This is a genomic window from Rhodococcus ruitaii (assembly GCF_055230935.1).
This window is the reverse complement of record NZ_JBUYWC010000007.1, coordinates 181165-205328: the sequence shown is the minus strand read 5'-3', so window position 1 is coordinate 205328 and position 24164 is coordinate 181165. Positions and strand designations below refer to the sequence as shown.

Here is a 24164-nt window from a genome sequence, read left to right as displayed (position 1 = left end):
CGGGGATTTCAGGGAGCAGTGATGCGCGGGTTCGGAGCCCGTGACCACACCGCTGTCGTCACCGACACCGAATACCTTGCACCACACTTCCTGCGCATACGGTTCACGTCCCCGACCCTGTTCGGCGATGCGGATCCCGGGCCGACCGCGTATCTACGATTCTGGATGCCCGACCCGGATGATCCCGATACGGAACATCAACGGGGGTATACGTTCGCCGAAGCCGATCCCGACGCCGGCACCTTCGCTGTGGACTTCGTGCTGCACGAGCCGGCGGGCCCGGCATCTGCGTGGGCGAAACGCGCAGAAGCCGGCGACGTCGTCAGCATCACCTCGTTCGGCTCCAAACCGTTCAGCGTGCCCGACGAACTTCCCGCCGGTTATCTGCTGATCGGGGATTCCGCCGCGATCCCCGCGATCAGCAGCATCATCGCGGTGCTCCCCCAGGATGTCGCAGTCGAGGTGTACCTCGAACAGCACGACGACGCCGATCTTCTCATCCCGATGCCCGACCATCCGTTGATGACCACACATTGGGTTCCGCGGCTCAGCCCCACCTCGCTGGCAGCGGCGATCGAAGACCGTGACTGGTCCAATTGGAAAGTCTGGGCAGGAACCGAATCCAAAGCGCTCAAACACCTGCGGACGCGGCTCCGCGACGATTTCGGATTCCCGAAATCCGAGGTATACGCGCAGGCCTACTGGTATCACGGGCGCGCGATGGGCACATTCCGCTCGAACGAACCTGCCGAGCAGGAAGCGCCCGTCGAGGACACACCGTCGACTCCCGAACCCGTGCGCAGCAGCCGCGGTTCGTGGCAGGCACAGTCCGCGGGCAGGCTGATCGACCCCCTTCGTCGCACCCTCGCCGGCGCAGGCGTGCTGCAAGCCCTGATCACGCTTGTTCAACTCGCCCCATTCGTCCTGCTCACCGAATTGGCTCGTCGCATACTCGACGGCGCTCCTGAATCCCAGCTGTGGACGGTCGGTGTCTGGGCAGTCGCCCTGATGGGTGCCGGAACACTCCTCGCCGCGACGCTGTCGTTCTGGTTGCACACTGTCGACGCTCGGTTCGAACGTAGCCTGCGGCAACAACTTCTGAGCAAGCTGGCGAAGCTGCCGCTCGGCTGGTTCAGCGCCCGAGATTCCGGGCAGGTGAAGCGCCTCGTACAGGACGACACCCTGTCATTGCACTACCTGGTGACACATGCTGTGACCGACGCTGTTGCTGCGGTGGTAGCCCCCATTGCAGTGCTGATCTACCTGTTCACGGTGGATTGGCGGCTGGCACTTCTGATGTTCGTGCCGATCCTCGTCTATATCGTGACGATGAGCATCATGTTGGTTCAGTCCGGTAACAAGACCGGGCAGGCGATGCGCTGGGCCGATCGCATGAGTTCCGAGGCCGGTGCCTACCTCGAGGGGCAACCGGTGATCCGCGTGTTCGGCGGAGCAGCCGCCTCCACGTTCCGTGCAAGACTGCGGGAGTACATCGAATTCCTCGACGGCTGGCAACGCCCGTTCAGCGGCAAGAAGTCGCTCATGGACCTGTCGACCAGACCCGCAACCTTCCTGCTGCTCATCACCGCCGCCGGCACTGTCCTCATCACCTCCGGCAGTATGCCACCCACCGCGTTGCTACCGTTCCTGTTCTTGGGTACCACGTTCGGGGCCCGGCTTCTCGGCCTCGGCTACGGTGTCGGCGGACTCCGTGACGGAATGCTCGCCGCCCGCAGGGTCGGCACCGCCCTCGACGAGCCCGAACTGTGCACCCACGAGAACTCCTCCGCGGTGTCGGGCCACCCCACCGCCGCAGTCGACTTCGACAGTGTCCGCTTCTCCTATCGGCCTGGGGTACCCGTGATCGACGGCGTCTCACTCACGCTCGAAGCCGGAACGATCACCGCGCTCGTCGGCCAGTCCGGCTCCGGCAAGTCCACCATGGCGTCGCTGCTGGCCCGATTCCACGACATCGACGACGGCACCATCCGCGTCTTCGGTCGCGACATCCGCGAGTTCGACGCCGATGCGCTCTATCAACATGTCGGGTTCGTCTTCCAGGACACCCAGCTCGTGCAAGGTACGGTGCGCGAGAACATTGCACTAGCAGTACCGGACGCTACCGATGAGCAGATCGAGTCTGCGGCGCGGGCCGCGCACATCCACGACCGCGTCCTGCAACTACCCAACGGGTACGGAACTGTGCTCGACGCAAATCCACAGTTGTCCGGCGGCGAACGGCAACGCATCACAATCGCACGTGCCATCCTCGCCGACACCCCAATCCTCGTCCTCGACGAAGCCACCGCCTTCGCCGACCCCGAATCGGAGTACTTCGTCCAGCAGGCGTTGAGCCGGCTCACTGCCGGGCGCACCGTGCTGGTGATCGCACACCGGTTGCACACCATCGTCGACGTCGACCGGATCGTGGTGCTCGACCACGGCCGCATCGCCGAAACCGGTACCCACAGCGAGCTGCTCTCAGCCGGAGGCCGCTACAAGAAGATGTGGGATGCAGGATCCTTCACGTCGAACGAACTCGTCCACGCCGACGCAGACCAGGAGCCGGCCCGATGATCCGCACACTGCTCACACTGCTGCCACCCGGCAGCCGCCGCGCTGTCACCACCCATGTGTTTCTCACCGTCGTCAGCGTCGTGCTTCGCGCTGCCGGTGTGGTGCTGCTGGTGCCGCTCGTCGGCGCCCTGTTCGGTTCCGCGCCATCCGAGGCGTGGCCGTGGCTGGGTGCGCTCACCGGCGTCACAGTCGCCGGCTGGATCGTCGACACGATCGTGTCCCGGCTCGGATTCGATCTGGGCTTCGGGCTGCTCAACCATGCCCAGAACGAAATAGCCGAGCGCACTGCACGAATCCGGCTGACGTGGTTCACCGGCGAGAACACCGCCACCAACCGCCAAGCCATCGCGGCCACCGGGCCGGATCTCGTCGGACTCATCGTGTATCTGGTCACCCCGATTCTGAGCGCGATACTGCTACCCCTCGCGATCGCGATCGCGTTGCTACCGATCAACTGGATACTCGGGGTCGCTGCGCTCGCCGGTGTGCCCATCCTGCTGGGTGCCTTCCTGCTCTCGGCCCGGTTCGGTCGTAGTGCCGACCGTGCCGCAGCCGACGCCAATGCTGTACTCACCGAACGGATCGTCGAGTTCGCCCGCACCCAGCCGGCCCTGCGCGCGGCACGCCGCACCGAACCCAACCGCAGCCACGCGGGCGAGGCACTGGACCGTCAGCATTCCGCGACCGTACGACTGCTGCTCATGCAGATCCCGGGACAAATCCTCTTCAGCGTCGCCACCCAACTCGCGCTCGTGATCCTGGCCGGCACGGCGGCAGTGCTCACGGTGCGCGGCGACCTCGACGTCGCCGAGGCGATCGCATTGATCGTCGTCATCGTCCGCTATCTCGACCCGTTCACCACCCTGAGCGATCTCACGAGCGGTGTCGAATCGTCGTTGACCACTCTGCGCCGCATACGTGCCGTCCTCGACGCCCCCGTCACCGACGACGACGGCACCTGCACCATCACCGGAAGGGCACCCCGAATCAAGCTGCAGGACATTCGATTCTGGTACAACAGCGAGGAGCGGCCCGTACTCGACGGCATCGACCTCACCTTCGAGGCCGGCACCACCACCGCGATCGTCGGGCCGTCCGGCTCCGGTAAGAGCACCATCCTCTCGCTTCTCGCCGGTCTACACGAGCCCCGCACGGGACGGATACTCGTCGACGGTGTCGACGCCGACACTCTGGATCCGATCTCACGGAGCACTCTGGCCGGCGTGGTATTCCAGCATCCCTATCTGTTCGACGGCACGATCCGCGAGAACATCCGTGTCGGCGACCCGAACGCCGACGACGCCGCGCTCAGCGCAGCTGTCGCGCTTGCGCAGGTCGACGACGTGATTGCGCGCTCCCCCGACGGATGGAGCACCCGCGTCGGTGAGGGCGGCGGTGCGCTGTCGGGCGGCGAGAAGCAACGCGTGTCCATCGCGCGTGCCCTGCTCAAGCCGTCGCCGCTCCTACTCGTCGACGAGGCCACCAGCGCACTGGACACCGAGAACGAAACCGCGATCGTGCGGGCGTTGACGGACGACCCGACCCCGCGCACCCGCGTGATCGTCGCGCACCGTCTGGCGAGTATTCGCACCGCCGATCGCGTCGTGTTCCTCGAGCAGGGCCGCGTGGTCGAGGAGGGCACGGTCGACGATCTACTCGCTTCTGGCGGCCGGTTCGCCGAGTTCTGGCGCCAGCGTGACGAGGCGTCGGGGTGGCAACTCGAGGCGTCGGGCAGCCGAAGGTGACTGCGGATCAGACGAGATCTGCGGAGGAGTTGTCGTCCGGAGCGGCGTAGTCGAAACCGGAGACGTCGATGTGATCATCGGCGACGCCGTCACCGTCGTAGTCGACCGCACCGCTGTGCAGATCCACGACCGCGTCCACTTCACCGTCGCCGTCCACATCGAAAGCAGCGGCGTCGAACCGACCGTCTCCGTCTAGATCACCGGCAACCGCATCGATGTAACCGTCACCATCTGTGTCGGTGGCAATCAGATCGATCTGGCCGTCACCGTCGGTGTCCTCGACCTGGGTTTCGAAAGTACCGTCGCCGTCGGTGTCGAGTGCCGACAGGTCGACTCCGCCGTCGCCGTCGGTATCGACGTCCACAACCCGGGTGCCGTCCTCGAGCGTGTACTCGTCGAGGATCACGGGATCGCTGCCGGATGTGGAAGACCCACTTGTCATCGCACTGCTCTCTTTCGCCGTTGGTGTGTCGCGAAGATGAGAGGGTCCGAGTCCATGGAAAGTTGCACGGATCGCCCCGGAATTGTTCACAGCTCGCGCAAGCCTGAGATAACGGCAGTTCACAGGCTCGGTAGGCGAGCGCATGTGACTGTTGTCACACCGACTGGAGGGTTCGTGAGGTCCGGCTGACACTGCTGCCGTCGCGGACCGACGGATCCAGCTTGTTCGCGCGCTCCACCTCCTCGTCCAATTCCGCGCGGTAGCGTTCAGCTGCGACGCGTTGATTCTCCGCACGGTTGCCCAGACGTTCCGCTTCTGCGGCCGATGCATGGGGCTTCGACCAGAACTCCGACAGTTGGAACCCTCACGAATCTGAAACCATGCCTCGGGCATGGCCCAGTTCAGAGGATTTCGGTGAGTCCACAGAACACTTTGTCGTTGTGGGTACCGTGGAATTCACTGCGACCCAGAATCTTCTGAACAACCGCACGGATCACCTCAGGTGTCGGTGAGTGGGCGTTGATGAAAGCCGAAACCATCGGCACATCCACGAGATGGTTCGGTAGCCCAAGCGAGACGAAGACGGTCGGGACCTCGACCGCATACCAGGGCATCTCGGGACCGAACGGCATGGACCACGCGAGACGGACGGACGCCTGTCTGCCGATGCCATGGAACCCGGCCACGACGATCGCAGCGTCGCAGGACTGCGCGAACTCGCTGTTGACGGCACCGACGTGGTCGAGCAGCTCCTCGAACGACGTCGGCAAGGGTTGCGGGTAGTCCTCCACTTCGAAGCCTGCTGCCTCGAGTTCCGATCGCATGGTCTCCCGATAGGCGGGCGGCGCACCGTAGCGCAGGAGATCCGGGGGGAAGATCAGCCTGACGCGGCGGTGGGTCGTCGTATCGAGCGGCAGCACGCCGGTATCTCGGACCAGCGTCACTGTTCGGTCTGCGACGTCGGCCGCAATCTTGCGGTGCGCGGCGCAACCGATAACGGCGTGCGCGTCGTCATCGGGGACCAGGGTGCCCGCGGCTCGAGCACGGTGGAGCCCGAGTGACGCCTTGAGTCCCAGGATCCGCTGCAACGCGACGTCGAGCCGCCGGGCACTGATCACCCCCGTCTGCACCGCCGTTCGCACTATCTCGAGGTCTTCCAGCGGATCCCGAAAGAAGAGCAGCATGTCGCAACCCGCGTTGATCGCAGCGGGAAGCAGCTCGTGCCGGGGCAGCGCGGACGTGAACCCGATCATGTGCGTGGCGTCGGTGAGAACGAGGCCATTGAATCCCAGCTCGCCGCGAAGTAGGTCGTCGGTCAGCTCCGGAGCAATGGTCGCCGGCCGGATCCGATCGATACCGGGCCGCAGTTTGCGCGAGTACTCAGGCAGCGCGATGTGTCCGATCATGATCGAAGCGATGCCGTTGTCGATCATGGTGCGATAGATGTTGCCGAAACCGGCTTCCCACTCGGGCACCGTCATGGTGTTGACGGAGGTTACCATGTGCTGATCCCGCTCATCCACCCCGTCTCCCGGGAAGTGCTTGGCGCACAGTGCCATCGGACGCCCTCCCACGCCTTCGCGTATGCCGGCTGCGTAGGCCTGCGCGTGTTCGACAACCACGGCGGGATCGTCCCCGAAAGCGCGGGAGGCGACTACCGTGCTCCGCCAGTTGTAGTGCACATCGACGACCGGGGCGAAAGACCAATTACACCCCACTGCAACCGATTCTGATCCTCCAACCGAAGCCATACGGCGCGTTGCGCTCAGGTCCGGGGACGACGCGCACTGCAGGGCAGTGCCGACGCGGGTGCCCTCGGTCACTGTCGCATCGCCACCGGCTTCGATGTTCGCCGCGACCAACAGCGGAACCTTCGTCCGCTGCTGCACTCGCCGCACCGCCGTAGCCACCTCGACCGCGGATGCGGTGTGGTGCCGAATTCCACCTACGTGGAACTCGTCGACCAGACGGTCGAGGGCCGCCTGGTCGAGGTGTGCACTGTGGCTGACGAAGAGCTGCCCGATCTTCTCGGGCAGGCTCATCGAATCGATCGTAGCGTGCACCCATTCCACGTCGTCGGCACCGAGGTGGAACGGCGCTGCGGTCAGGTCCACCGACAGCGACGACGGCCTCACACTCGCGGTCATCGGTTGTCCCCCACGATGTGCTGGTACCACCGGTACGAGGTCTTCGGGGTCCGCACCAGGGTCTCTGTGTCCACGTGCACCAGCCCGAACCGCTGGGTGTAGCCGGCGTTCCACTGGAGGTTATCCATCAAGGACCAGATATAGAAGCCGCGCACGTCGATACCCGACGCGATGACGTCCGCCAGATCGTCGAGCACCGCATCGACATGTTCTACGCGCACAATGTCGTCGAACGGACCGTCCGGGCCGCCCCCATCCACCAATCCGAGCCCATTCTCCCCGATGATCAGCGGCGGATGCTGCGGATAGTGGCCGTCGATCCAGCGCAGCAGGCGCCCAAGTCCGCCCGGAGTGATCTGGCGGTGGCTGCCGCCCCACGCGCGCCCCGGAATCGGTACGACAGCGAACCCGAAACGTTCGAGGTCCGGGTTCGACGACATGAAGACCCGGGCAGCCTCCGGCACGTTCTCGGTGTACCGGTGCGCATTACGTGGTGCGACGGCACCCATCGTCGCATACCAGTTGACACCGAGGAAGTCCAGGTGTGACGAGATGGTCTCCATGTCGCCGTCTTTCACCACATTCTGCGCGCGCAGCTCCCTGTCGAGTTCCGAGATGTGGCGACCGTGCAGCAGCGGGTCGAGAAAGAGGGACTCTCCGAAGTGCGCCGCCCTGCGTGCGGCCTCCACATCATCGGCGCCGTCACTGGCCGCCTCGACTCCCGACAGCGACAGCGTAGTGCCGACCTGACCTACCACCGATCCGGCTCGGAGAGTCTCGACTGCCTGTCCGTGCGCGAGCAACATGTGGTGGATACTGGCCAGCCCTTCACGGCCCAGCTTCTGGTGCGGCGGCAACGCCCCGATCACGTAACCGGCCAGCGTCGGCACCATAGGCTCGTTGAGAGTGATCCACTGCGCTACACGGTCTCCGAGACGGTCGGCGAGGACACCGGCGTAGTCGGCGAACCACTCTGCGACGTCGCGATTCATCCATCCGCCGCAGGCTTGTAGTGCGCTGGGCAGGTCCCAGTGATACAGGGTCGGTGCCGCACGCACACCACGTTCGGCCAGTCCGTCGACCAGACGGTCGTAGAAGTCCAGTCCGGCCGCGTTCACCTTCCCTGTGCCCTCCGGCAGCACCCGCGACCACGAGATCGAGAACCGGTAGATCTTGGCGCCGAGATCGCCGATCAGGTCGAGATCCTCGGCGAGGTAGTGGTAGTGACCCGACGCGGTATCCCCGTCGGTACCGTCCGGAGTCCGCATGCCGTTGTGTGCGTGGTCGTCCCAGATCGACGGCCCCTTGCCGTCCGCGTTCCAGGCTCCCTCGATCTGGTATGCAGAGGTCGCTGTACCCCAGAGGAAATCAGGTCCGAAGTTGCGTTCGTTCATCGTATGCCTTCTTTGAGAATCAAGGTTCGATCAGCGGACTGTGACATGCCACTCGACGACCGGGAACGATCTCGCGCAACTGCGGAACTTCAGAAGCGCAACGTGAGTGGGCACGGAGGCAACGAGTGCGGAATGCGCAACCGGATGGTGGATCGAGTGGGGACGGGGGTTCCGCCTCCGACAAACCGAGTTCGCCGAGGGCCGCGCCCGGCTCCGGGACCGCGGCCCGCAGCGCGGCTGTATACGGGTGCGCGGGCGCCGACAGAACGCTCTCGGTCGATCCGGTCTCACACACGCGACCGAGGTAGAGGACGGCGAGATCGTCGCACAGTGCCCGGACCACACCGAGATCATGAGAAATGAACAAGATCGACAGCTCCAGTCGATCGGTGAGGCCGCGCAGCAGATTGAGCACACTCGCCTGCACCGACACGTCGAGTCCCGAAACTGGTTCGTCCGCAACAAGAACCGTCGGTTCTGCGGCCACAGCCCTGGCGATGGCCACCCGTTGTGCCTGCCCACCCGAGATCTCGCGGGGCAGCCGGTCGCCGTACACCGCCGGGTCGAGGCACATCTCGGTGAGCAGTTCCGCAGCACGCGCCCGCCGACCGGTACGGTTGACCTTACGCACCACAAGTGGCTCGGCCACGGCATCGATGATCCGTCGACGTGGATTCAGCGATGCCGCAGGGTCCTGGAACACCATCTGCATCTGCCGCCGGTCGGCTCGCGCCCGTCGCTCACGCAACGGGGCCTGCGAGCGTCCTTCGTAGAATACATCGCCTCCGGTGCGTGGAATCAGACCCAGGACAGCCCGCGCAACGGTCGATTTGCCCGAGCCGGATTCACCGACCAGGGCCAGGATCCGACCGCGGTGCAGGGTCAGATCGACGTCCGATACCGCGCGCAACGTGCCCCGCGGCGTCTCGAAGCTGACGGACAGCCCGTCCGTCCGCAGCACAGGTGTGTACGCACGTCCGGGGGCCGAGGCCGCCCCCTCGGCATGATCTTCCAACAGACTCGGTTGCATCGTCATGCTGCTTTCCTTTCTGCCAGAGTCCAGCACGCGGCCTCATGGCCGGGTTCGATGGTGACCATCGGCGGACGCTCAGTTGTGCAGACAGGCATCGCGACCGAGCATCGCGGCGCGAACGGACATCCACTCCGGGGCGCGGCCATCGATGGCAACGATCCCTCGATGGCCGGCAGTTCACGACGCAGCGGCCCACTCACGCGCGGAATGGCGGCGAGCAGCCCCCGCGTGTACGGGTGGGCGGGCGCGGTGGTCACCGCCAGCGTCGGGCCGGTCTCCATCACACGTCCGGCATAGAGCACCGCGGTCCGCTCCGCCCGACCGGTCAACAGGCCCAGGTCGTGTGTGACGAGCAGCATGGCCATCCCCTGGTCCCGCCGCAGGCCGTCCAGCAGGTCCAGTACCTTCCGCTGGATCGTGACGTCCAAGGCCGTGGTCGGCTCGTCTGCAACAAGCAGCCGGGGCTTCCCGGCGACAGCCGCAGCGATTCCCACGCGCTGACGCATTCCTCCGGAGAACTCGGACGGATACCCGTCAACCCGTCGCTCCGGATCTGGAACACCCACTGCGCGAAGCAGGTCGACGGCACCGTCACGCTCGGCCTGCCTACTGATCCGCTTCCGGTTCGTGATCGACTCCATCAGCTGCCTTCGGACCCGGACAACCGGGTTGAGCGACATCATCGGGTCCTGAAAGATCATCGCGATGTCGGTACCGGCGAGTGCCGCTCGGGCCTTCGCCCCGAGCCGAGTCAGATCTCTATCGGCGAAATGGATCGAACCCTGAACCCGGGCCTGACTCCGGCCCGACTCTACGCCGAGAATCATCCGCCCGAGGACCGACTTCCCGGAACCGGACTCCCCGACGATTCCGAGGGCCTCACCGGCCCCCAGGTTCAACGAAACATTCTCCAGCACATATGTTGTTCCCGTCGGGGTCACATACTGCACGGACAGATCCTCGACCCGCAACAGCGGGCGCCCGGCTACGTCCGGTCCGGTCATCGAAGCTTCTCCTTGACTTTCTCACCGACGACGTTGATCGCCAATACGGTCACGCACAACGCGATCGCCGGTGCAAGCGTCACCCACGGCGCGGTCGCGAGCAGACTCCGGCCGTCGGCAATGATGCCTCCCCACGACGGGGTGGGCGGTACCAGTCCGAATCCCAGGAAGCTCAACGAACCCTCCGCGACAATGGCTGCTGTCATCGCCGTGAAGGAGAAAGTGATGGCAGCAGGAGCCACGTTGGGGACGATGTCGCCCCACAGAATGCGCCACCGGGGGGTGTCCATCAGTCGCGCGGCCTGGACGTACTCTCGCTCGCGCACGCTCAAGGTGGCCGCCCGGGTGATGCGGGCGAACGTCGGGATCGTCAGGATCCCGATGACCGTCCCTATCGTCGCAAGGCTCGGACCGCGGAACGACACAACGATCATCACGAGAATCAGCGACGGGAAGGCCATCAGCGTATCGAGAATCAGCCCGGTTACCCGATCTGTCCACCCTCGTAGGTACCCGGCGAGAACTCCGACTACACTGCCTCCGATCATGCCTACTGCCAGCGTGATCAGTGCGACGATGAACGAAGATTTGGCGCCGGAGACCGTGCGTGCGAAGACATCCCGTCCGGTCGAATCGGTTCCGAACCAGTGCTCGGCACTCGGTGCCTGCCGAGTCGCCTTGAAGTCGGCGACGAACGGGTCCATCTGATCGGTGAAGCCGGCGACGAGAATGACGACGGCGAGCAGCAGCAACCAGATCGACGCGAGCATCAACCCCGGCGCGCGCCACACCCGATTCCAGGTGTTGCCCAGATAGCTCCAACCAGCATCGACCCTGGCAATAGATTCAGTGCTCACTGGCAATCCTCGGGTCGATCAGTCGATAGGCGAGATCGACGAGAATGGTGGCGACGACCACCGCCAGTCCGGCGATGATCACGACACTCTCGATGATCGGGAAGTCGCGTCCTGCGATGGCTGATTGCACAAGCCGCCCGATTCCGGGTACGGCGTACAGTGTTTCCACGACTACCGCGCCACCGAAGGCTCCGCCCACGGCGATTCCCACCATCGTCATCAACGGCAGCGCCGACGGCCGCAGCGCACGCGAGCACAGCAGTCGCCAGGTTCCCATCCCACGGCTACGCGCAGCGTGGATGTATGTCTGGTCCAGCGTGCCCATGACGTCCGAACGCAGCGTCCGCGTGTAAATCGCGGCCTCGGTCAACCCCAAGGTGAGGGCGGGAAGGATCAGGAATCGCAGGTTGCCGACGGGGTCGTCCGTGAAACTGACCCAGCCGGTCGCGGGCAGCCAATCCCCCCAGACAGCGAAGAGGTAGATCAGCAATATACCCAGTACGAAGCCGGGCATCGACAACGTCACATAGCTCAGTACCGTCGCGATTCGGTCGAACACCGACCCGGGCCGCCAGGCCGCCCGCAGTGCAACCGGAACAGCGATTCCCAGAGCAATGATCTGACTCGCCAGAACCAGTTCCAATGTGACGGGCAGCCGGTCGAGCAGTTCCCCACCCACGGAGTTCTGCGTGATGATCGACGTTCCCAGATCCCCTGACATGGCGGAGGTCAGCCAGTTCCAGTAACGCGTGAACACTCCGTCGTCCAGGCGATACATGCTGTTGAACGCCGTAATCTGTTCCTCACTCGCGTCCGGCCCCAGCACCGTGATGGCCGGAGAACCGGGAAGGAGTGAGGGCAGAGTCATCGTGACCATCCCGAGGAGGGCAAGCACGAGGAGCGCCCGCCCCCCTCGAATCGCGGTAGTCCGAATCACTGCTGGACTGCCCAGAACTCGCTCGGACGAACCGAGATGATCGAGCGGGTGGAGACGTCGGGTACCCCACCTACACGATCGGACAGGATGTAGCCGTCGACGTTCTGGGTGTAGAAGACGGCAGGGGCATCCACGAAAACCTTCGCCGCGATGTCGTTGAGCAGATCTCCCCGACGGCTGTGGTCCTGCTCTACGAGAACCGCTTCGATGAGTGCGTCGACCTCGGTGTCGGAGTACATGGAATAGTTCGAGGATCCGGTGGAGGCGAAGAACTTGGTCGTGCCGGAGTCTGCATCGCCGAAGAGGCTGGTGGTGACATCGGTCATCTGGAAGTCGCCCTTGCTCAGAACGGCACCCCAGGTGGTGGTGTCGACCGGGTTGAGCGTCATCTCGATTCCGACCTCCGCAAGCATCTGCTTGATGACCGTCGCACGTTGCTGTGACTGTGGGCGATTGTCCGAGGTGTAGGTGAACGAAATCGGTTCTCCGTACTCGGCGACGAGCGTGCGCGCACGATCCTGGTCGAATGCCGGATACTCGGCCGTCCGCTCATACGATGATGTCGACGGAATCGGGCCGTGGCTGACGTCACCGGTCCCCTCGTTGACGACGTCACGCAGGACATCCCGATCAATCGCTGCCTGCACCGCCTGCCGGACGACGGGGTCGTCGAATGGCGCTGCCTCGGTGTTGAACACACCCGTGGACATGCCGGTGTCCGCAGACGACACCGCGAATCCATCGGTGGGGGCCTGCAGGAACTGGGTGGAACTCTCCGACCAGATCAGGTCGACATCCCCGGACACCAGAGACTGGTAGCGAGAATCGCTGTCCGGGAGGATCCTGAAGTCGAGCGTGTCGGCATGCGCGCCTTCACCCCAGTACGTGGGATTTCGATCCATCGTGATCGAGGTCCCGGCCTGGTTGCCGGTGAGGACATAGGGCCCGGAACCGAGTGGCACCCCGAACTCGTCCTCGGTCGGCGACGTCACGTAACCGAGCTGGCGGGTGAACAGATTCTGGAACGAAGAGTTGGGGCTGTCGAGGGTGAAATCGACCGTCGTCGGATCGACGGCCGTCATCGCGACGATGGACTTCGCGTCCCCCGCACAGGAACATGCGGTATCAGGATCCGCCAGCCTGCTGATGTGATCGACGACAGCCTGGGCGTCCAACGGACTGCCGTCGCTGAACGTGACGCCGGGAGCAATCTTCATCACCCATTCCTTCTGGGTGACATCGCCTTCGAGGCTTCGTGCCAGATGAGGCACTACCGCACCGTCGTCACCGTAGGTGAACAGCGGGTCGAACAGCGCGTTTGCGACAATGAATGTCGGCTGCTGTGTGATGGCACCCTTCGCCGGATCCAACGACACGATCTCGCGGTCCATTCCGATGGTGACGGTGCCTCCGTCGACCGGCTCACCCGAGGCGTTCGAGGCGCCGGTCGACGAACAGGCGGCCAGCGTCGAGGCGATAACGAACGTCGCAACGACGGTTGTGACGCGTCGTGAGGTCTTCATGAGAATTCTCCCGGGAACTGTATTCAATGTGAATTTCGCTTGTTTACTGAATGAATCGGGTCTGTAGGCGTTCGAGATCTTTCGGAGACAGTCCGGCGGCAATGAGGTAGGACTGCGCGCCTCCGCGCTCGTCCAGGTGATCGAGTAGCTGCTCGATGTCCCGGGCCTGGCACGTCAGATCGAACTCTTTCGGAATCATCGGTAGTCGCTCCACCAGGACGTCGAGGGCGTCGTTGGTTCGGAGATAGTCGGCGACGACCTGCCTTCGTGACGCGCCGGCCAACAGCAGCAACAAGGCGCTGACAACGCCCGTCCGATCGCGGCCGACCTGACATGTGACGAGTACCGGGCCGGTCGCGCGTGCAACGACGCTGACGGCCTCCACGAGTGCGGCAGACGAGTGTTCGATCAACTGTAAGTACAACTGACCGAAGGTGACAGTTCCGTCGACCAGTTGATGGATCAGCGAGTTCCCGGTACCGAGTGCCAGCCCCCCAGCAGGATGCGCGTTCACTCGTTCGATGATCCACCCGCGGGGCAGACGCGGTCCGGCATCCGCGGACTGTTCCTCCGGGGTACGCAGGTCGAGCCACGTCAGGTCCCTCGGCAACGAGGCAACCTCGCTGGGAGTCGCCAAACTCGCCGCGGCCGAACGGTACACGCAGTGCGACGATTCGGCCCTGCCTATCAGCACGCGGCCGTTGGGCAGTCCGAACGATGACGCAGTGGTGGCGGTGACGGTCATGCCCCAATGGTCAGGAAGTGGCACGACTGCCAGTTGGCGTTGATGCCACAATTGCCGGTCGAACAGGTGAACATTGAGGTTCGGGGCCCCTAGACACCGGACGATGAGCCAAGATGCCTCTATGACAGCCGCCGAAGAGACAGCACCCAAGGGTCGTCGCGAGCGAAAGAAGGACTCCACACGACGCACGATTCGCAAGAACGCCGTCGAACTCTTTATTCGCCATGGCTTTACAGAGACCACCGTCGAGCAGATAGCCGACGCGGCACAGGTCGCTCCGCGCACGTTCTTCCGATACTTCCGCACCAAGGAAGCGACGCTCTTCTCCCTGGAGTCGTTCGACATGATTCTCGCCGACTATCGGTTGGCGCCCCCCGAGATGGATCCGCTGACCGCCCTCGTCACTGCGCTCGAACATTCCACCGGTCGCGAATTACTTCCCGAGACGGCGATGCGACGAGACCTGCGTCGATCGCTGCTCAGCGTCCCGGCCGTCTCCCGGTACGTCTCCGAGATGGCCGACTGTGCCTCCATCCGGATCCGATCGGACACCAAACTCCGACTGGGGATTCCCGAGGAGTGCTTCGACTACCGAGCCGAGGTGATGGTGGGATTGATCCGATCGATCATTCACAGCCACATTTTCCAGACCGGCGCGGGAATCGAACATGCCAGCGAGTGGCGCGCAGCGATAGTAGACCTCGCAGACCTCGCCCGCGGTCACACCACATCAGTGAACGGGTAGGCCGACCTATCCCACGGTCGCCGGCCAGACCGGGGCGGCGCTCCACGGGTGTGTTGCCTCGAGCTGGGAGGCGACCCGAAACAGCATGTCCTCCCGGCCGTGCGTGGCTACGAGTTGCGCGCCGAGCGGTAGCCCGGTCGAATCCTCGCCCAGCGGAAGGGATATCGCGGGCTGGCCGCCGGTGTTGAACGGGCCGGTCAGGGCACCGTAGATGCCGCCGTGCTTCCACATCGCGTCGACGTCCATGGCGTCGAGCAGTCCCAGCGGGGGCGTGGGGCTGCCGAGGGTCGGGGTGAGCAGCACGTCGTACTCGACGAAGAACTGCCCAATTTCCCGCGCGGCCCGATCGAGTTCCGAGTAGGCGAAGGACAGGTCGGTGACGGACTGCGACTTGCAGCGCTCGTACTGCACGCGCGGCAGCGTCTCGAGGTCGTTGTCACTCAGGTCACGGCCGAGTTCGGCGAGGCGGTGGTCGATCTCCACGGACATGGGAGCGGCCATCATATACTGCATTGCAGCCAGTAGGGCGTCCTGCGGGAACAGGAGATTCGCGGCCTCGACGCGGTGACCCAGCTTCTCGAGCATCACGCTGGCGTCGGACGTCACCGCAGCGCAATCAGGATGTACCGCTTCACCGTTCGGCATCGTCGTGACAATGCCGATCCGGAGGGTGCCGGGATCGGCGCCGATCTCGTCGACGTAGGGGCGCACCGGCGGTGCGATGCCGAAGGAGGCTCCCACCGCGGGGCCGGAGGTCAGGTCGAGCAGTAGCGCGGAGTCCCGTACGGTCCGGGTGATCGCGTGTTCGACCCCCAACGGCGCGGCCAGTGGCGCGCGGGCGGGCATCCGCCCGCGGGACGGCTTGAGACCGACGAGCCCGTTGGCGGATGCCGGGATTCGGATCGAGCCGCCGCCATCGCTGGCATGCGCGGCCGGGGTGATACCGACCGCGACCGCGGCCGCCGAGCCTCCCGACGAACCACCCACCCCGTGGGTGAGGCGGCGTGGGTTGCGGGTCGGCCCGAACAGTACCGGTTCGGTGCTGGCGTTCTGACCGAATTCGGGGGTGTTGGTCTTTCCGATGATGACGAGCCCGGCTCGTCTGTATCGAGACACCAGTTCGCTGTCGTGCTGCGCGACTCGGCCGGAGAACAGTCGCGAACCGTTGGTGGTCGGCATGCCCGCGACGTCCGCGTGCAGATCCTTGATCAGAAACGGGATTCCGCGCAGCGGGCCGTCGGGCAGCCCTGCATCGACTTCCGCGAGCGCCTCCTCGGCGCGCGTGGCGACGACGGCATTGACGGCCGGATTGCGTTCGTCCAGGCGTGCCAGAGAGAACTCGACGACCTCTCGGGCCGACACGTCACCGCGACCGATCGCGGCGGCCAGACCGGTCATGTCGTTGTTGTCGAACAGGGAATCCATGCGGGTCTCCTCGGAGATGGGTTCGGGACCGGAATCAAACGTGGTGACAGGCGACGAAGTGGTTCGCACCGACCTCCCGCAGCTGCGGCTCCTCGACCGCGCAGCGGTCGGTAACGAGGGGGCACCGCGTCCGGAACCGGCAGCCCGACGGCGGATTCAGCGGCGACGGTAAGTCGCCCTCGATCTGCTCGATGTCCGTCGCGTCACCACGATGCCGTTCGGGGTCGGGGATCGACGCCAGCAGCAGTCGCGAGTACGGGTGCCGCGCCGCAGTCTCCATGTTCGACGAGGGCGACACTTCACAGACCTTGCCCAGGTACATCACCATCACCCGGTCGCTGATGTTCTTCACGACCGCCATGTTGTGCGCGATGAAGATCATCGTCAGTTCGAACTCGGTCTTCGTCTGTTCGAGCAGGTTGAGAATCTGCGCCTGAACCGACACGTCGAGGCTGGACACCGGTTCGTCGCAGATGAGCACCTTGGGCTCGAGCATCATCGCGCGGGCGATGCACACGCGCTGACACTGACCGCCCGACAGCTCACCGGGCATCCGATCCCACACGACGTCGGGGTCCAACCCGACCGCCCGCAGCAGGTTCCGGCCGAGTTCGTCGAGCCGTTCCTTGTTGTGCTTCCCCCACATCCGGGCACCCTCGGTCACCAGATGCTTGACCTTGCGGCGCGGATTCAACGACGAGATCGGGTCCTGCATGATCATCTGCATCTTCGCCCGAATCGACCGCAGCGCGGACGGGCTCAGTGTCGTCAGCTCGATGCCGTCGATCTCCACACTGCCCGACTTCGGGGCAGGCAACTGCAGCACGGCGCGCCCGGTGGTGGACTTGCCGCAGCCGGACTCGCCGACGATGCCGAGGGTCTCACCAGCGAGCAGGTCGAAGCTGATGTCGGACACCGCGTGCACCGTCTGCCCCCGCCCGGCCGGGAACTCCACGACCAGGTTCTCTACGGACAGCACAGGCTTGTTGTCCCTGCGCAGGTGCGCAACCCCACTACCGGCCATCAGATGCCCTCCACTTCCAGCTCACGTGCGTGGGCGCCCCCGGTGCGGGGCATTCCGAGTTCGGCGGCGCCGCCATCGTCCAACGGGAAATGGCAGGCCACCTCGTGGGGGTGGCGCGCATCACCGGCGTCCGCGGCGGGGGTCAGAGACGGCGTCACCTGCCGGCATCCGGGTTGCACATATTCGCAGCGCGACGCGAACGAGCACCCCTTCTGAGGCTTCGTCATGTCCGGCAAGCCACCTTCGATGGATTCGAGGGGCGAATGCGGTTCCTGTTCGAGCCGCGGGACCGCCGACAGCAGGGCCTGTGTGTACGGGTGCTTGGGGCCGGCGAACAGCTGACGGGTCGGCGCAGATTCGACGATCCGTCCCGCGTACATCACGGACACCCGATCAGTCTGCCCCGCAACGACACCCAGGTCGTGGCTGACGAGGATGCCAGCCATGCCCGTCTCGGTTCGCAGAGAGTCGAGGAGTCCGAGGATCTGCTTCTGCACAGTGACGTCCAGTGCGGTCGTCGGCTCGTCGGCGATGATCAGCTTGGGATCGCACGCCAGTGCCATCGCGATCACCACACGCTGACGCATGCCACCGGACAGTTCGTGCGGATACTGATCGATCCGCCGCGTCGGTTCTGGGATCCGGACTTTGCGCAGCAGTTCGATCGCGCGTTCACGCGCCGGGACCTTGGCCAGGTCGAGGTGGGCGCGCAAGGATTCCGTGATGTGCGTCCCGATCCGCTTGAACGGATTGAGCGCCGACATGGGGTCCTGGAACACCATCGCGATGTCGTTGCCCCACAGCTGCTGCTGCTGTTTCCGGGTCAACGCCTGCATATCGTGACCCATGAACCGCACCTTGCCGGTGACGGTGGTGCCGTCGTCATGCGACGCCAGACCCATGATGGTCTGCCCCAGAACGGATTTTCCGGATCCTGATTCGCCTACCAGGCCGAGGGTCTCGCCGGCGTCGAGCTGGAGGGAAACCTCGTCGACGGCGCGGAGTTGCCCCCGCTTCGTGCGGAACCTCGTGGACACCGCGTCCACCGTCAGGAGGGGTTCGTTGCTGGTCACAGTTTCACCTCGCGGGTTCCGCCGGTGCGCTTCTGCGCCTTCTCACCGACCATGTTGAACGAGAAGACAGTCAAGAACAGGAACACACCGGGCACCAACACGATGTACGGGTGCTTCTCGAAGACGTTGCCTTGACCCTCCGAGATCATGTTCCCCCACGTCGGGGTCGGCGGCGCGATGCCGAGCCCGAGGAAGCTCAGTGACGCCTCCGCGACGATCATCACCGAGATCATCACCATGCCGAGCGACGCGAGCGGCAGTGCGACGTTGGGCGCGATCTCCCGCGCCATCACCCGCCACTTGGTGGCCCCCATTGCTCGTGCCGCCAAGACGAACTCGCGTTGCGAAAACACCAGCGTGTTGGCTCTGGCGATACGGAGCATGCTCGGAATCGCGAGGATCGACAGCGCGAAGGAGATGTTCCGCAGGTTCGGCTCGAGAACCGAGGCGAGCGCGATCAACAGGATCAGCGCCGGAATCGCGAGCAGCGAGTTCGTCAGGACCCCGACGACCCGGTCGATCTTGCCACCGAAGTAGCCGGCGATGATGCCGAGCGCACCGCCCACGATCATGCCGATCAGCACGGCCGCCACCGCGACGATGAGCGAAGATCGGGCACCGTAGATCGACCGCGCAAGTATGTCGAGGCCGAAGTTGTTGGTACCCAATGGATGATCGGAGAACAAGCGTGGTGCGGCATAGCTCTCCGCTCCGAGGGTCTTGGTGGTGTCCTCGTGCTCGGCCAACGGCAACAGCGGGGCCAGCAGGGCCGCGGCGATCAACACCGCCAGCCACCCGCAGGACAGGATGAATGTCAGGTCGAAGTCGGAGCCGAACCGGGCCAGCCCCACCCGCCGCACGCCCATGTAGAGCGCGATCAGGCCGATGAGGAAAATGACGATCCGTGCCCCCATGACCAACATGGGCGCCACGCCCACGCCGATGGCGATCAGGCCGACGGCGGTGAGGATCGCGCCGATCCTGTACAGGTTGCGACGTTCGGCAAGATCCGATGCGTTCGCCTGCTTCTCTGCGTTCGCGTCGTCGAGCACGCGGCCGGTAATGGCAGGCATCTCGACGTCGGCGGTCGTCCCGGAGGTGGTCAACTCAGACATGGGCTCGTCGGCTCCTTGGGTCGAGGTATCCGTAGGAGAGATCGATGACGCTGTTCGCCACGACGTAGATGACGGCGATGACCAGGACCGCGCCCTGCACCATCGGCATGTCGCCCTGCTGCGCCGAACGGACGATCAGTGAACCCATGCCGGGCAACGAGAAGAGGGTCTCGACGATGACGGTGCTGCCGATCATCGACCCGATCGCGATGCCGAGCATCGTGATCAGGGAGAACGACGACGGGCGCAGCGCATCGCTGAACAGCAGCCTGGCGTTCGACATACCCTTTGCCTTCGCGACGAGGATGAAGTTCTCCTTCATCGTTGTCACCAGGTCACTGCGCAGGATCCGGGTGAACATCGCCATCTCGAGCAAGCTGATGACGATCGCAGGCAGGATCGCATGATAGAGGTTCTGCCCCAACCCCTCGGAGATCCGCACCCACTGCGAGCGCGGGAACCACCCGAGGTAGTTGACCATGACCATGATCAGCAGCAGGCCCGACAGGAAGCTGGGGATGGACAGCACACCGAAAGTGCCGGCGCTGATCACGCGATCGATCCAGCCGCCCTGGTGTCGCGCCGAGTACATGGCCAGCGGCACCGCAACGACCAGCGCGATCACCAGGCCCATGACCGCCAACTGCACACTCACCGGCAGGGCTGCGCCGATGCTGTCGATCACCGGCCCCTGCGGCGGGACCATCGACTGGCCCAGATCACCGCGTAGGGCACCCGACAGCCAGTCCCAGTAGCGCGTCAGGAAGGGGTCGTCGAGCCCCATCTCCACGCGAGCCTGCGCGTATTCCTCCGGTGTGCGCCCTTCGCCCAACATCGCGACAGACGGATCGCCAGGAATCAACGATACGAGGGTGAACGTGCCGAGACTGACGACGAAGAGCACGACAATCAGTTCGACAACCTTGTCGATCACTGTTCTGGTCATCGTCGCACCGCCTCCTTCCTGAGATCCGGTCGGACATCGCTGCCCGAGCCCGACTGAACGGGGTGCTACGACGAGTTGTTCGGGTCGATCCACGCATCGCCGAACAGCATGATGCCGTCGGCACTCGGAGTGACGCCACTCACACTTTCACTCCATGGGACGAAGTACTTCCCGGAGCCGACCACCACCATCGGCGCGCTGGCGTTCACCAGCGACTGGATCTCGTCGACGACGTCGAGACGGGTCTCATCCGTCGGTGCGGTCTGCAACCGAATCAGCAGATCGTCCATTTCCGGGTTTGCGTAGCCGAGAACATTCGAGCTGGAGGCGCTACTGAGGTTGCCGTACATGCGGATGAACGGCGACTCGTCCAGAACGTTGAACCCGGAGTATCCGATGTCGTAGTCGTGCTGGACGTACATTCGTTTCACGAGGTCGTTGATGCTGTTGGCGTAGACGATGTCGACGGTGAACCCGACGGCCTCGAGCATCGACTGGAATGCCAGAGCGGATTGCTGCGCCCCGGGCTCGTTCAGCCCGGTGTAGGTGAGTTTGCCGTCGTACCCGTCCGCTTTGGCTTCTGCGAGATAGCGTTTGGCGGCTTCGGGGTCGTAGCCAGAACCGGCCACGTCGCCGTGCCACCGCGACCAGTTCGCAAACATGTCGCTGCCGGGTCTACCGTAGCCACCCTCGACACGCTCATTGAAGATGTTCGGATCGAACGCCGTGACGATTGCCTTCCGCACCCGCTCGTCGGACGCGGCCCGCCCCTCCCGCTGGTTGATGTTGCCGACACCGCCCATGCTGACGGTGTAGACGAATCCGCTGTTCCCGGCCGCGAGCGCATTGTCGACGACCTCGGCGTTGCGAAGGTACGCGGCCTGAACGTCGCCGCTGCGCAAGGCATCCAACTTCGGCTGCTCCCCGACGATAGCGGGGAACCGCAACGTGTCCAGATGCGGCGCACCGCCCCAGTAATTCGGGTTCGCAGCCAGCACGAGCTCGTCCTGTGACGCGAAGCTCTCCACAGTGAAAGGTCCGGCGCCGATCGGCGTGAACGTGCCGGACGCCATCGACGACGGCGCCACGATCATGCCCGGTCCGGTGGTCAACAGGATCGGAAACTCGTTCCACGGCCGCTGCAACGTGAACACCACCGTCGACGGATCCGGCGAGACGACGTCGGCGACCGACATGTTCCACACCTGACTGTGGGCACCGTTCTTCGCCAGGTAGTGGTCGATGCTCCACTGCACTGCCGCCGCGGTGACGGGGGTGCCGTCGCTGAATTCGGCTCCGTCACGCAGCTTCAGGGTCCAGACGGTGTTGTCCCCGTTCGGTGTCAACGACTGCGCCAGCTGCGGCTGGTACTCCATCGTCACCGGATCGTAGCGCATCAACAAGTCGTAGATGGCGGCCATCTCGCTGCCACCGGTCGCGCCGCCGTCCTGGCGGTCCGCCGGATCGAGACTGCTCACCGCGTTGTACGTCGCGAAGGACAGAGTGCCGCCGGATGTTGGCTCCCCGCCGTCGGACTGCTCACCGACCAGTCCGGTGGTGACCTCCGACGCGTCGGTCGCGGTGGTGGATCCGCCCGCACACCCGGCCATCAGAACCGCCGCGGCGGTGAACGCGGTGAACAGTCGGGTGGTACGGGCAAGTGAAGTAGCTGTCATCGCATTCCCTCGTTGTTGTCGGACGGGGTGGACAAGGGGTCGTCGTCTGCGGAGAACACCACGCGGCCGCCGACGACGGTCGTCAGGACGGTGATGTCTTTGATCCTGGTCGGCTGCACCGTCAGCGGATCCGCGTCGAGGACGACGAAATCGGCCAGCAGACCGGGCGCGATCACACCCACCTCGTCGGTCTCGTCGCCGAGTCGTGCGGCCGACGAGGTGTACCCGGAGAGCGCCGCTTCCGCGCCGATACGTTCGTCGGGCCCGAGGACGTCACCACTGCGGGTGATGCGGTTGACCGCGGTGTGGATGGTGAACAGCGGATCGACCGGGGTCACCGGGCTGTCGCAATGCAGTGCGTACGGCACCCCGGCTTCGACGATCGAGGCGAGCGGGCTGATCCGACTGCCTCGCTCGGGACCGAGGAACCGGTCCCGGTGACGGTCGCCCCAGTAGTAGACGTGGTTGACGAACACCGACGCGCTGACGCGGAGATCACGCATCCTGGCGAGCTGGTCGTCTCGCAGTGTCTGCACATGTTCCAGGCGGTGCTGCAGATTTCCCGGCAGGACAACGCCACTCGACGCGGTGACCGCCTTCTCGATCGCGTCCAGCGCGAGGTCGATCGCACGGTCACCGTTGGTGTGGATCGCCACCTGTCGGCCCGCCGCGTGGCAGCGGGCCACCATCTCGTCCAGATCTGCTGACGGAATGGCCATCTCGCCGCAGTGACAGTCACCGAGATCGTGATAAGGCTCGGTCAGTGCGCCGGTGTGGAGCTGTATCGACCCGTCCGAGATCAGCTTGACCCCGCCGATCGTCAGGTGGGTGCCCTCGCGCCGACCCGCCTCGGGTGCGACCGTGAATCCGTCGACGGTGTCGAACCCCTCGTACAGGCGACCACGGAGGATCAAATCGCCCGAAGCGAGCAACCGCCGGTACGAGTCGACCATGGCGGGGGCGACGAACATGTCGTGGAAGCTCGTTACACCGACCGCAGCCATCCGCCGCAGCGCCGACCGCAACGCGTCGTCGAGCGCGGGGCCCGAGGGAATCGACTCCTCCGGCGACACCACCAGACGCATCGCGGGAATCTCACGGAACTCGCCGGTCGGGTCACCCGAGAGATACCGGACGATGACACCGCCCTCGGGGCCCTCGGTCTCGCGCCCGATTCCCCTGCTCCGAAGGACGAACGAGTTGACGTAGACGCCGTGGCCGGAGAGGTGCCGGACGACCACCGCCCGGTCGTCCGAGACACGGTCGAGGTCCGCCACCGTCAGTCCCCGATCGTCCGACACCAAAGTGTCGTCGAATCCCGTGGCAACCAGAGGTTGTGCTGGATCGGTCGCGGCGGCGCGGTCGGACAGCGCCGCAACCAGTGAATCGATGTCCGGACAGGCATCGACGCCTGCATCGACCGACGTGGTGTTCATTCCCGACATGTGCGGGTGCACGTGGGTTTCGATGAAGCCGGGAACCACGGTGCGGCCACGGAGGTCCACCTCCACCGATCCCGGTGCCGCCCCCTCCCGCACCGCGGCGTCCGAGCCGACCGCGACGAAGCGTCCGGCCGAGACCGCGAAGGCGGTGGCGTCGCGCACACCCGACATCGTGCGTACGCGACCTCCCACGTAGATGCGGTCACCGCGGGTATCGAACGAGGCCGCAGCGGGCACCGATTCATCCTCGGACACTTGCCCCCCTGTCTGAGTTGCGAATCAACCATCAGAACAGGTTGACCGACAATATAATT

Annotated in this window: 19 protein-coding genes; 3 read left to right on the top strand and 16 right to left on the bottom strand. The window is 64.8% G+C overall.

Going from position 1 to position 24164, the window contains the following annotated elements; all coding sequences use genetic code 11:
• Positions 1-21: 21 nt before the first annotated feature.
• Together ACZI8W_RS10690 and ACZI8W_RS10685 are read left to right on the top strand one after the other, a co-directional pair.
• Positions 22-2577, top strand: a complete 2556-nt coding sequence (locus ACZI8W_RS10690; protein ID WP_463368469.1) for an ABC transporter ATP-binding protein/permease — start codon at positions 22-24, stop codon at positions 2575-2577.
• The gene (locus ACZI8W_RS10685; RefSeq protein ID WP_463368468.1) at positions 2574-4322 is read left to right on the top strand and encodes an ABC transporter ATP-binding protein; all 1749 of its coding nucleotides are present in this window, start codon (positions 2574-2576) and stop codon (positions 4320-4322) included. The genes ACZI8W_RS10690 and ACZI8W_RS10685 overlap by 4 nt, the downstream gene beginning before the upstream one ends.
• Positions 4323-4329: 7 nt before the next feature.
• Here the strand turns inward: ACZI8W_RS10685 and ACZI8W_RS10680 are convergent, their stop codons facing one another.
• From ACZI8W_RS10680 to ACZI8W_RS10640, 9 genes are all read right to left on the bottom strand, one after another.
• Positions 4330-4764 carry a hypothetical protein gene (locus ACZI8W_RS10680; protein ID WP_463368467.1) on the bottom strand — a complete coding sequence of 145 codons (435 nt, stop codon included), beginning with the start codon at positions 4762-4764 and terminating at the stop codon, positions 4330-4332.
• 401 nt (positions 4765-5165) lie between these two features.
• A complete protein-coding gene (locus tag ACZI8W_RS10675; protein WP_463368466.1) occupies positions 5166-6911 on the bottom strand; it encodes a glycoside hydrolase family 3 protein in 1746 nt (581 codons plus the stop codon).
• The gene (locus tag ACZI8W_RS10670; RefSeq protein ID WP_463368465.1) at positions 6908-8305 is read right to left on the bottom strand and encodes a glycoside hydrolase family 1 protein; all 1398 of its coding nucleotides are present in this window, start codon (positions 8303-8305) and stop codon (positions 6908-6910) included. Before ACZI8W_RS10670 ends, ACZI8W_RS10675 begins: the two co-directional genes overlap by 4 nt.
• Before the next feature lie 19 nt (positions 8306-8324).
• Entirely contained in the window at positions 8325-9341 is a 1017-nt protein-coding gene (locus tag ACZI8W_RS10665; RefSeq protein ID WP_463368464.1) for an ABC transporter ATP-binding protein, read from the bottom strand.
• The gene (locus ACZI8W_RS10660) at positions 9338-10342 is read right to left on the bottom strand and encodes an ABC transporter ATP-binding protein (protein ID WP_463368463.1); all 1005 of its coding nucleotides are present in this window, start codon (positions 10340-10342) and stop codon (positions 9338-9340) included. The genes ACZI8W_RS10665 and ACZI8W_RS10660 overlap by 4 nt, the downstream gene beginning before the upstream one ends.
• Positions 10339-11199 carry an ABC transporter permease gene (locus ACZI8W_RS10655; protein WP_463368462.1) on the bottom strand — a complete coding sequence of 287 codons (861 nt, stop codon included), beginning with the start codon at positions 11197-11199 and terminating at the stop codon, positions 10339-10341. Before ACZI8W_RS10655 ends, ACZI8W_RS10660 begins: the two co-directional genes overlap by 4 nt.
• Positions 11189-12136, bottom strand: a complete 948-nt coding sequence (locus ACZI8W_RS10650; protein WP_463368461.1) for an ABC transporter permease — start codon at positions 12134-12136, stop codon at positions 11189-11191. The genes ACZI8W_RS10655 and ACZI8W_RS10650 overlap by 11 nt, the downstream gene beginning before the upstream one ends.
• A complete protein-coding gene (locus ACZI8W_RS10645) occupies positions 12133-13659 on the bottom strand; it encodes an ABC transporter substrate-binding protein (RefSeq protein WP_463368460.1) in 1527 nt (508 codons plus the stop codon). The genes ACZI8W_RS10650 and ACZI8W_RS10645 overlap by 4 nt, the downstream gene beginning before the upstream one ends.
• Positions 13660-13702: 43 nt before the next feature.
• Entirely contained in the window at positions 13703-14404 is a 702-nt protein-coding gene (locus tag ACZI8W_RS10640; RefSeq protein WP_463368459.1) for a tyrosine-protein phosphatase, read from the bottom strand.
• Positions 14405-14525: 121 nt separating this feature from the next.
• Between ACZI8W_RS10640 and ACZI8W_RS10635 the strand changes: the two genes are divergently transcribed.
• Complete coding sequence (locus ACZI8W_RS10635; protein ID WP_463368458.1) at positions 14526-15149, top strand: TetR family transcriptional regulator; 624 nt, start codon at positions 14526-14528, stop codon at positions 15147-15149.
• A gap of 6 nt (positions 15150-15155) precedes the next feature.
• On the opposite strand, the gene ACZI8W_RS10630 is transcribed toward ACZI8W_RS10635, so the two are convergent.
• The 7 genes from ACZI8W_RS10630 to ACZI8W_RS10600 all read right to left on the bottom strand — a co-directional run bounded on the left by ACZI8W_RS10630 (position 15156) and on the right by ACZI8W_RS10600 (position 24087).
• The gene (locus ACZI8W_RS10630; RefSeq protein WP_463368457.1) at positions 15156-16574 is read right to left on the bottom strand and encodes an amidase; all 1419 of its coding nucleotides are present in this window, start codon (positions 16572-16574) and stop codon (positions 15156-15158) included.
• 34 nt (positions 16575-16608) lie between these two features.
• Positions 16609-17598, bottom strand: a complete 990-nt coding sequence (locus ACZI8W_RS10625; RefSeq protein WP_463368456.1) for an ABC transporter ATP-binding protein — start codon at positions 17596-17598, stop codon at positions 16609-16611.
• Entirely contained in the window at positions 17598-18671 is a 1074-nt protein-coding gene (locus tag ACZI8W_RS10620; RefSeq protein WP_463368455.1) for an ABC transporter ATP-binding protein, read from the bottom strand. Before ACZI8W_RS10620 ends, ACZI8W_RS10625 begins: the two co-directional genes overlap by 1 nt.
• Positions 18668-19786, bottom strand: a complete 1119-nt coding sequence (locus tag ACZI8W_RS10615; RefSeq protein ID WP_463368454.1) for an ABC transporter permease — start codon at positions 19784-19786, stop codon at positions 18668-18670. The genes ACZI8W_RS10620 and ACZI8W_RS10615 overlap by 4 nt, the downstream gene beginning before the upstream one ends.
• Entirely contained in the window at positions 19779-20732 is a 954-nt protein-coding gene (locus ACZI8W_RS10610; RefSeq protein ID WP_463368453.1) for an ABC transporter permease, read from the bottom strand. The genes ACZI8W_RS10615 and ACZI8W_RS10610 overlap by 8 nt, the downstream gene beginning before the upstream one ends.
• A gap of 65 nt (positions 20733-20797) precedes the next feature.
• Entirely contained in the window at positions 20798-22408 is a 1611-nt protein-coding gene (locus tag ACZI8W_RS10605) for an ABC transporter substrate-binding protein (RefSeq protein ID WP_463368452.1), read from the bottom strand.
• Positions 22405-24087, bottom strand: a complete 1683-nt coding sequence (locus ACZI8W_RS10600) for an amidohydrolase (protein WP_463368451.1) — start codon at positions 24085-24087, stop codon at positions 22405-22407. Before ACZI8W_RS10600 ends, ACZI8W_RS10605 begins: the two co-directional genes overlap by 4 nt.
• Positions 24088-24164: the final 77 nt, after the last annotated feature.

Bases quoted from the DNA above. Each gene is read 5' to 3' on its own strand.
- ACZI8W_RS10690 (WP_463368469.1), top strand. From the start codon at position 22: ATGCGCGGGTTCGGAGCCCGTGACCACACCGCTGTCGTCACCGACACC.
- ACZI8W_RS10685 (WP_463368468.1), top strand. From the start codon at position 2,574: ATGATCCGCACACTGCTCACACTGCTGCCACCCGGCAGCCGCCGCGCT.
- ACZI8W_RS10680 (WP_463368467.1), bottom strand. From the start codon at position 4,764: ATGACAAGTGGGTCTTCCACATCCGGCAGCGATCCCGTGATCCTCGAC.
- ACZI8W_RS10675 (WP_463368466.1), bottom strand. From the start codon at position 6,911: ATGACCGCGAGTGTGAGGCCGTCGTCGCTGTCGGTGGACCTGACCGCA.
- ACZI8W_RS10670 (WP_463368465.1), bottom strand. From the start codon at position 8,305: ATGAACGAACGCAACTTCGGACCTGATTTCCTCTGGGGTACAGCGACC.
- ACZI8W_RS10665 (WP_463368464.1), bottom strand. From the start codon at position 9,341: ATGACGATGCAACCGAGTCTGTTGGAAGATCATGCCGAGGGGGCGGCC.
- ACZI8W_RS10660 (WP_463368463.1), bottom strand. From the start codon at position 10,342: ATGACCGGACCGGACGTAGCCGGGCGCCCGCTGTTGCGGGTCGAGGAT.
- ACZI8W_RS10645 (WP_463368460.1), bottom strand. From the start codon at position 13,659: ATGAAGACCTCACGACGCGTCACAACCGTCGTTGCGACGTTCGTTATC.
- ACZI8W_RS10640 (WP_463368459.1), bottom strand. From the start codon at position 14,404: ATGACCGTCACCGCCACCACTGCGTCATCGTTCGGACTGCCCAACGGC.
- ACZI8W_RS10635 (WP_463368458.1), top strand. From the start codon at position 14,526: ATGACAGCCGCCGAAGAGACAGCACCCAAGGGTCGTCGCGAGCGAAAG.
- ACZI8W_RS10630 (WP_463368457.1), bottom strand. From the start codon at position 16,574: ATGGATTCCCTGTTCGACAACAACGACATGACCGGTCTGGCCGCCGCG.
- ACZI8W_RS10625 (WP_463368456.1), bottom strand. From the start codon at position 17,598: ATGGCCGGTAGTGGGGTTGCGCACCTGCGCAGGGACAACAAGCCTGTG.
- ACZI8W_RS10615 (WP_463368454.1), bottom strand. From the start codon at position 19,786: ATGTCTGAGTTGACCACCTCCGGGACGACCGCCGACGTCGAGATGCCT.
- ACZI8W_RS10610 (WP_463368453.1), bottom strand. From the start codon at position 20,732: ATGACCAGAACAGTGATCGACAAGGTTGTCGAACTGATTGTCGTGCTC.
- ACZI8W_RS10605 (WP_463368452.1), bottom strand. From the start codon at position 22,408: ATGACAGCTACTTCACTTGCCCGTACCACCCGACTGTTCACCGCGTTC.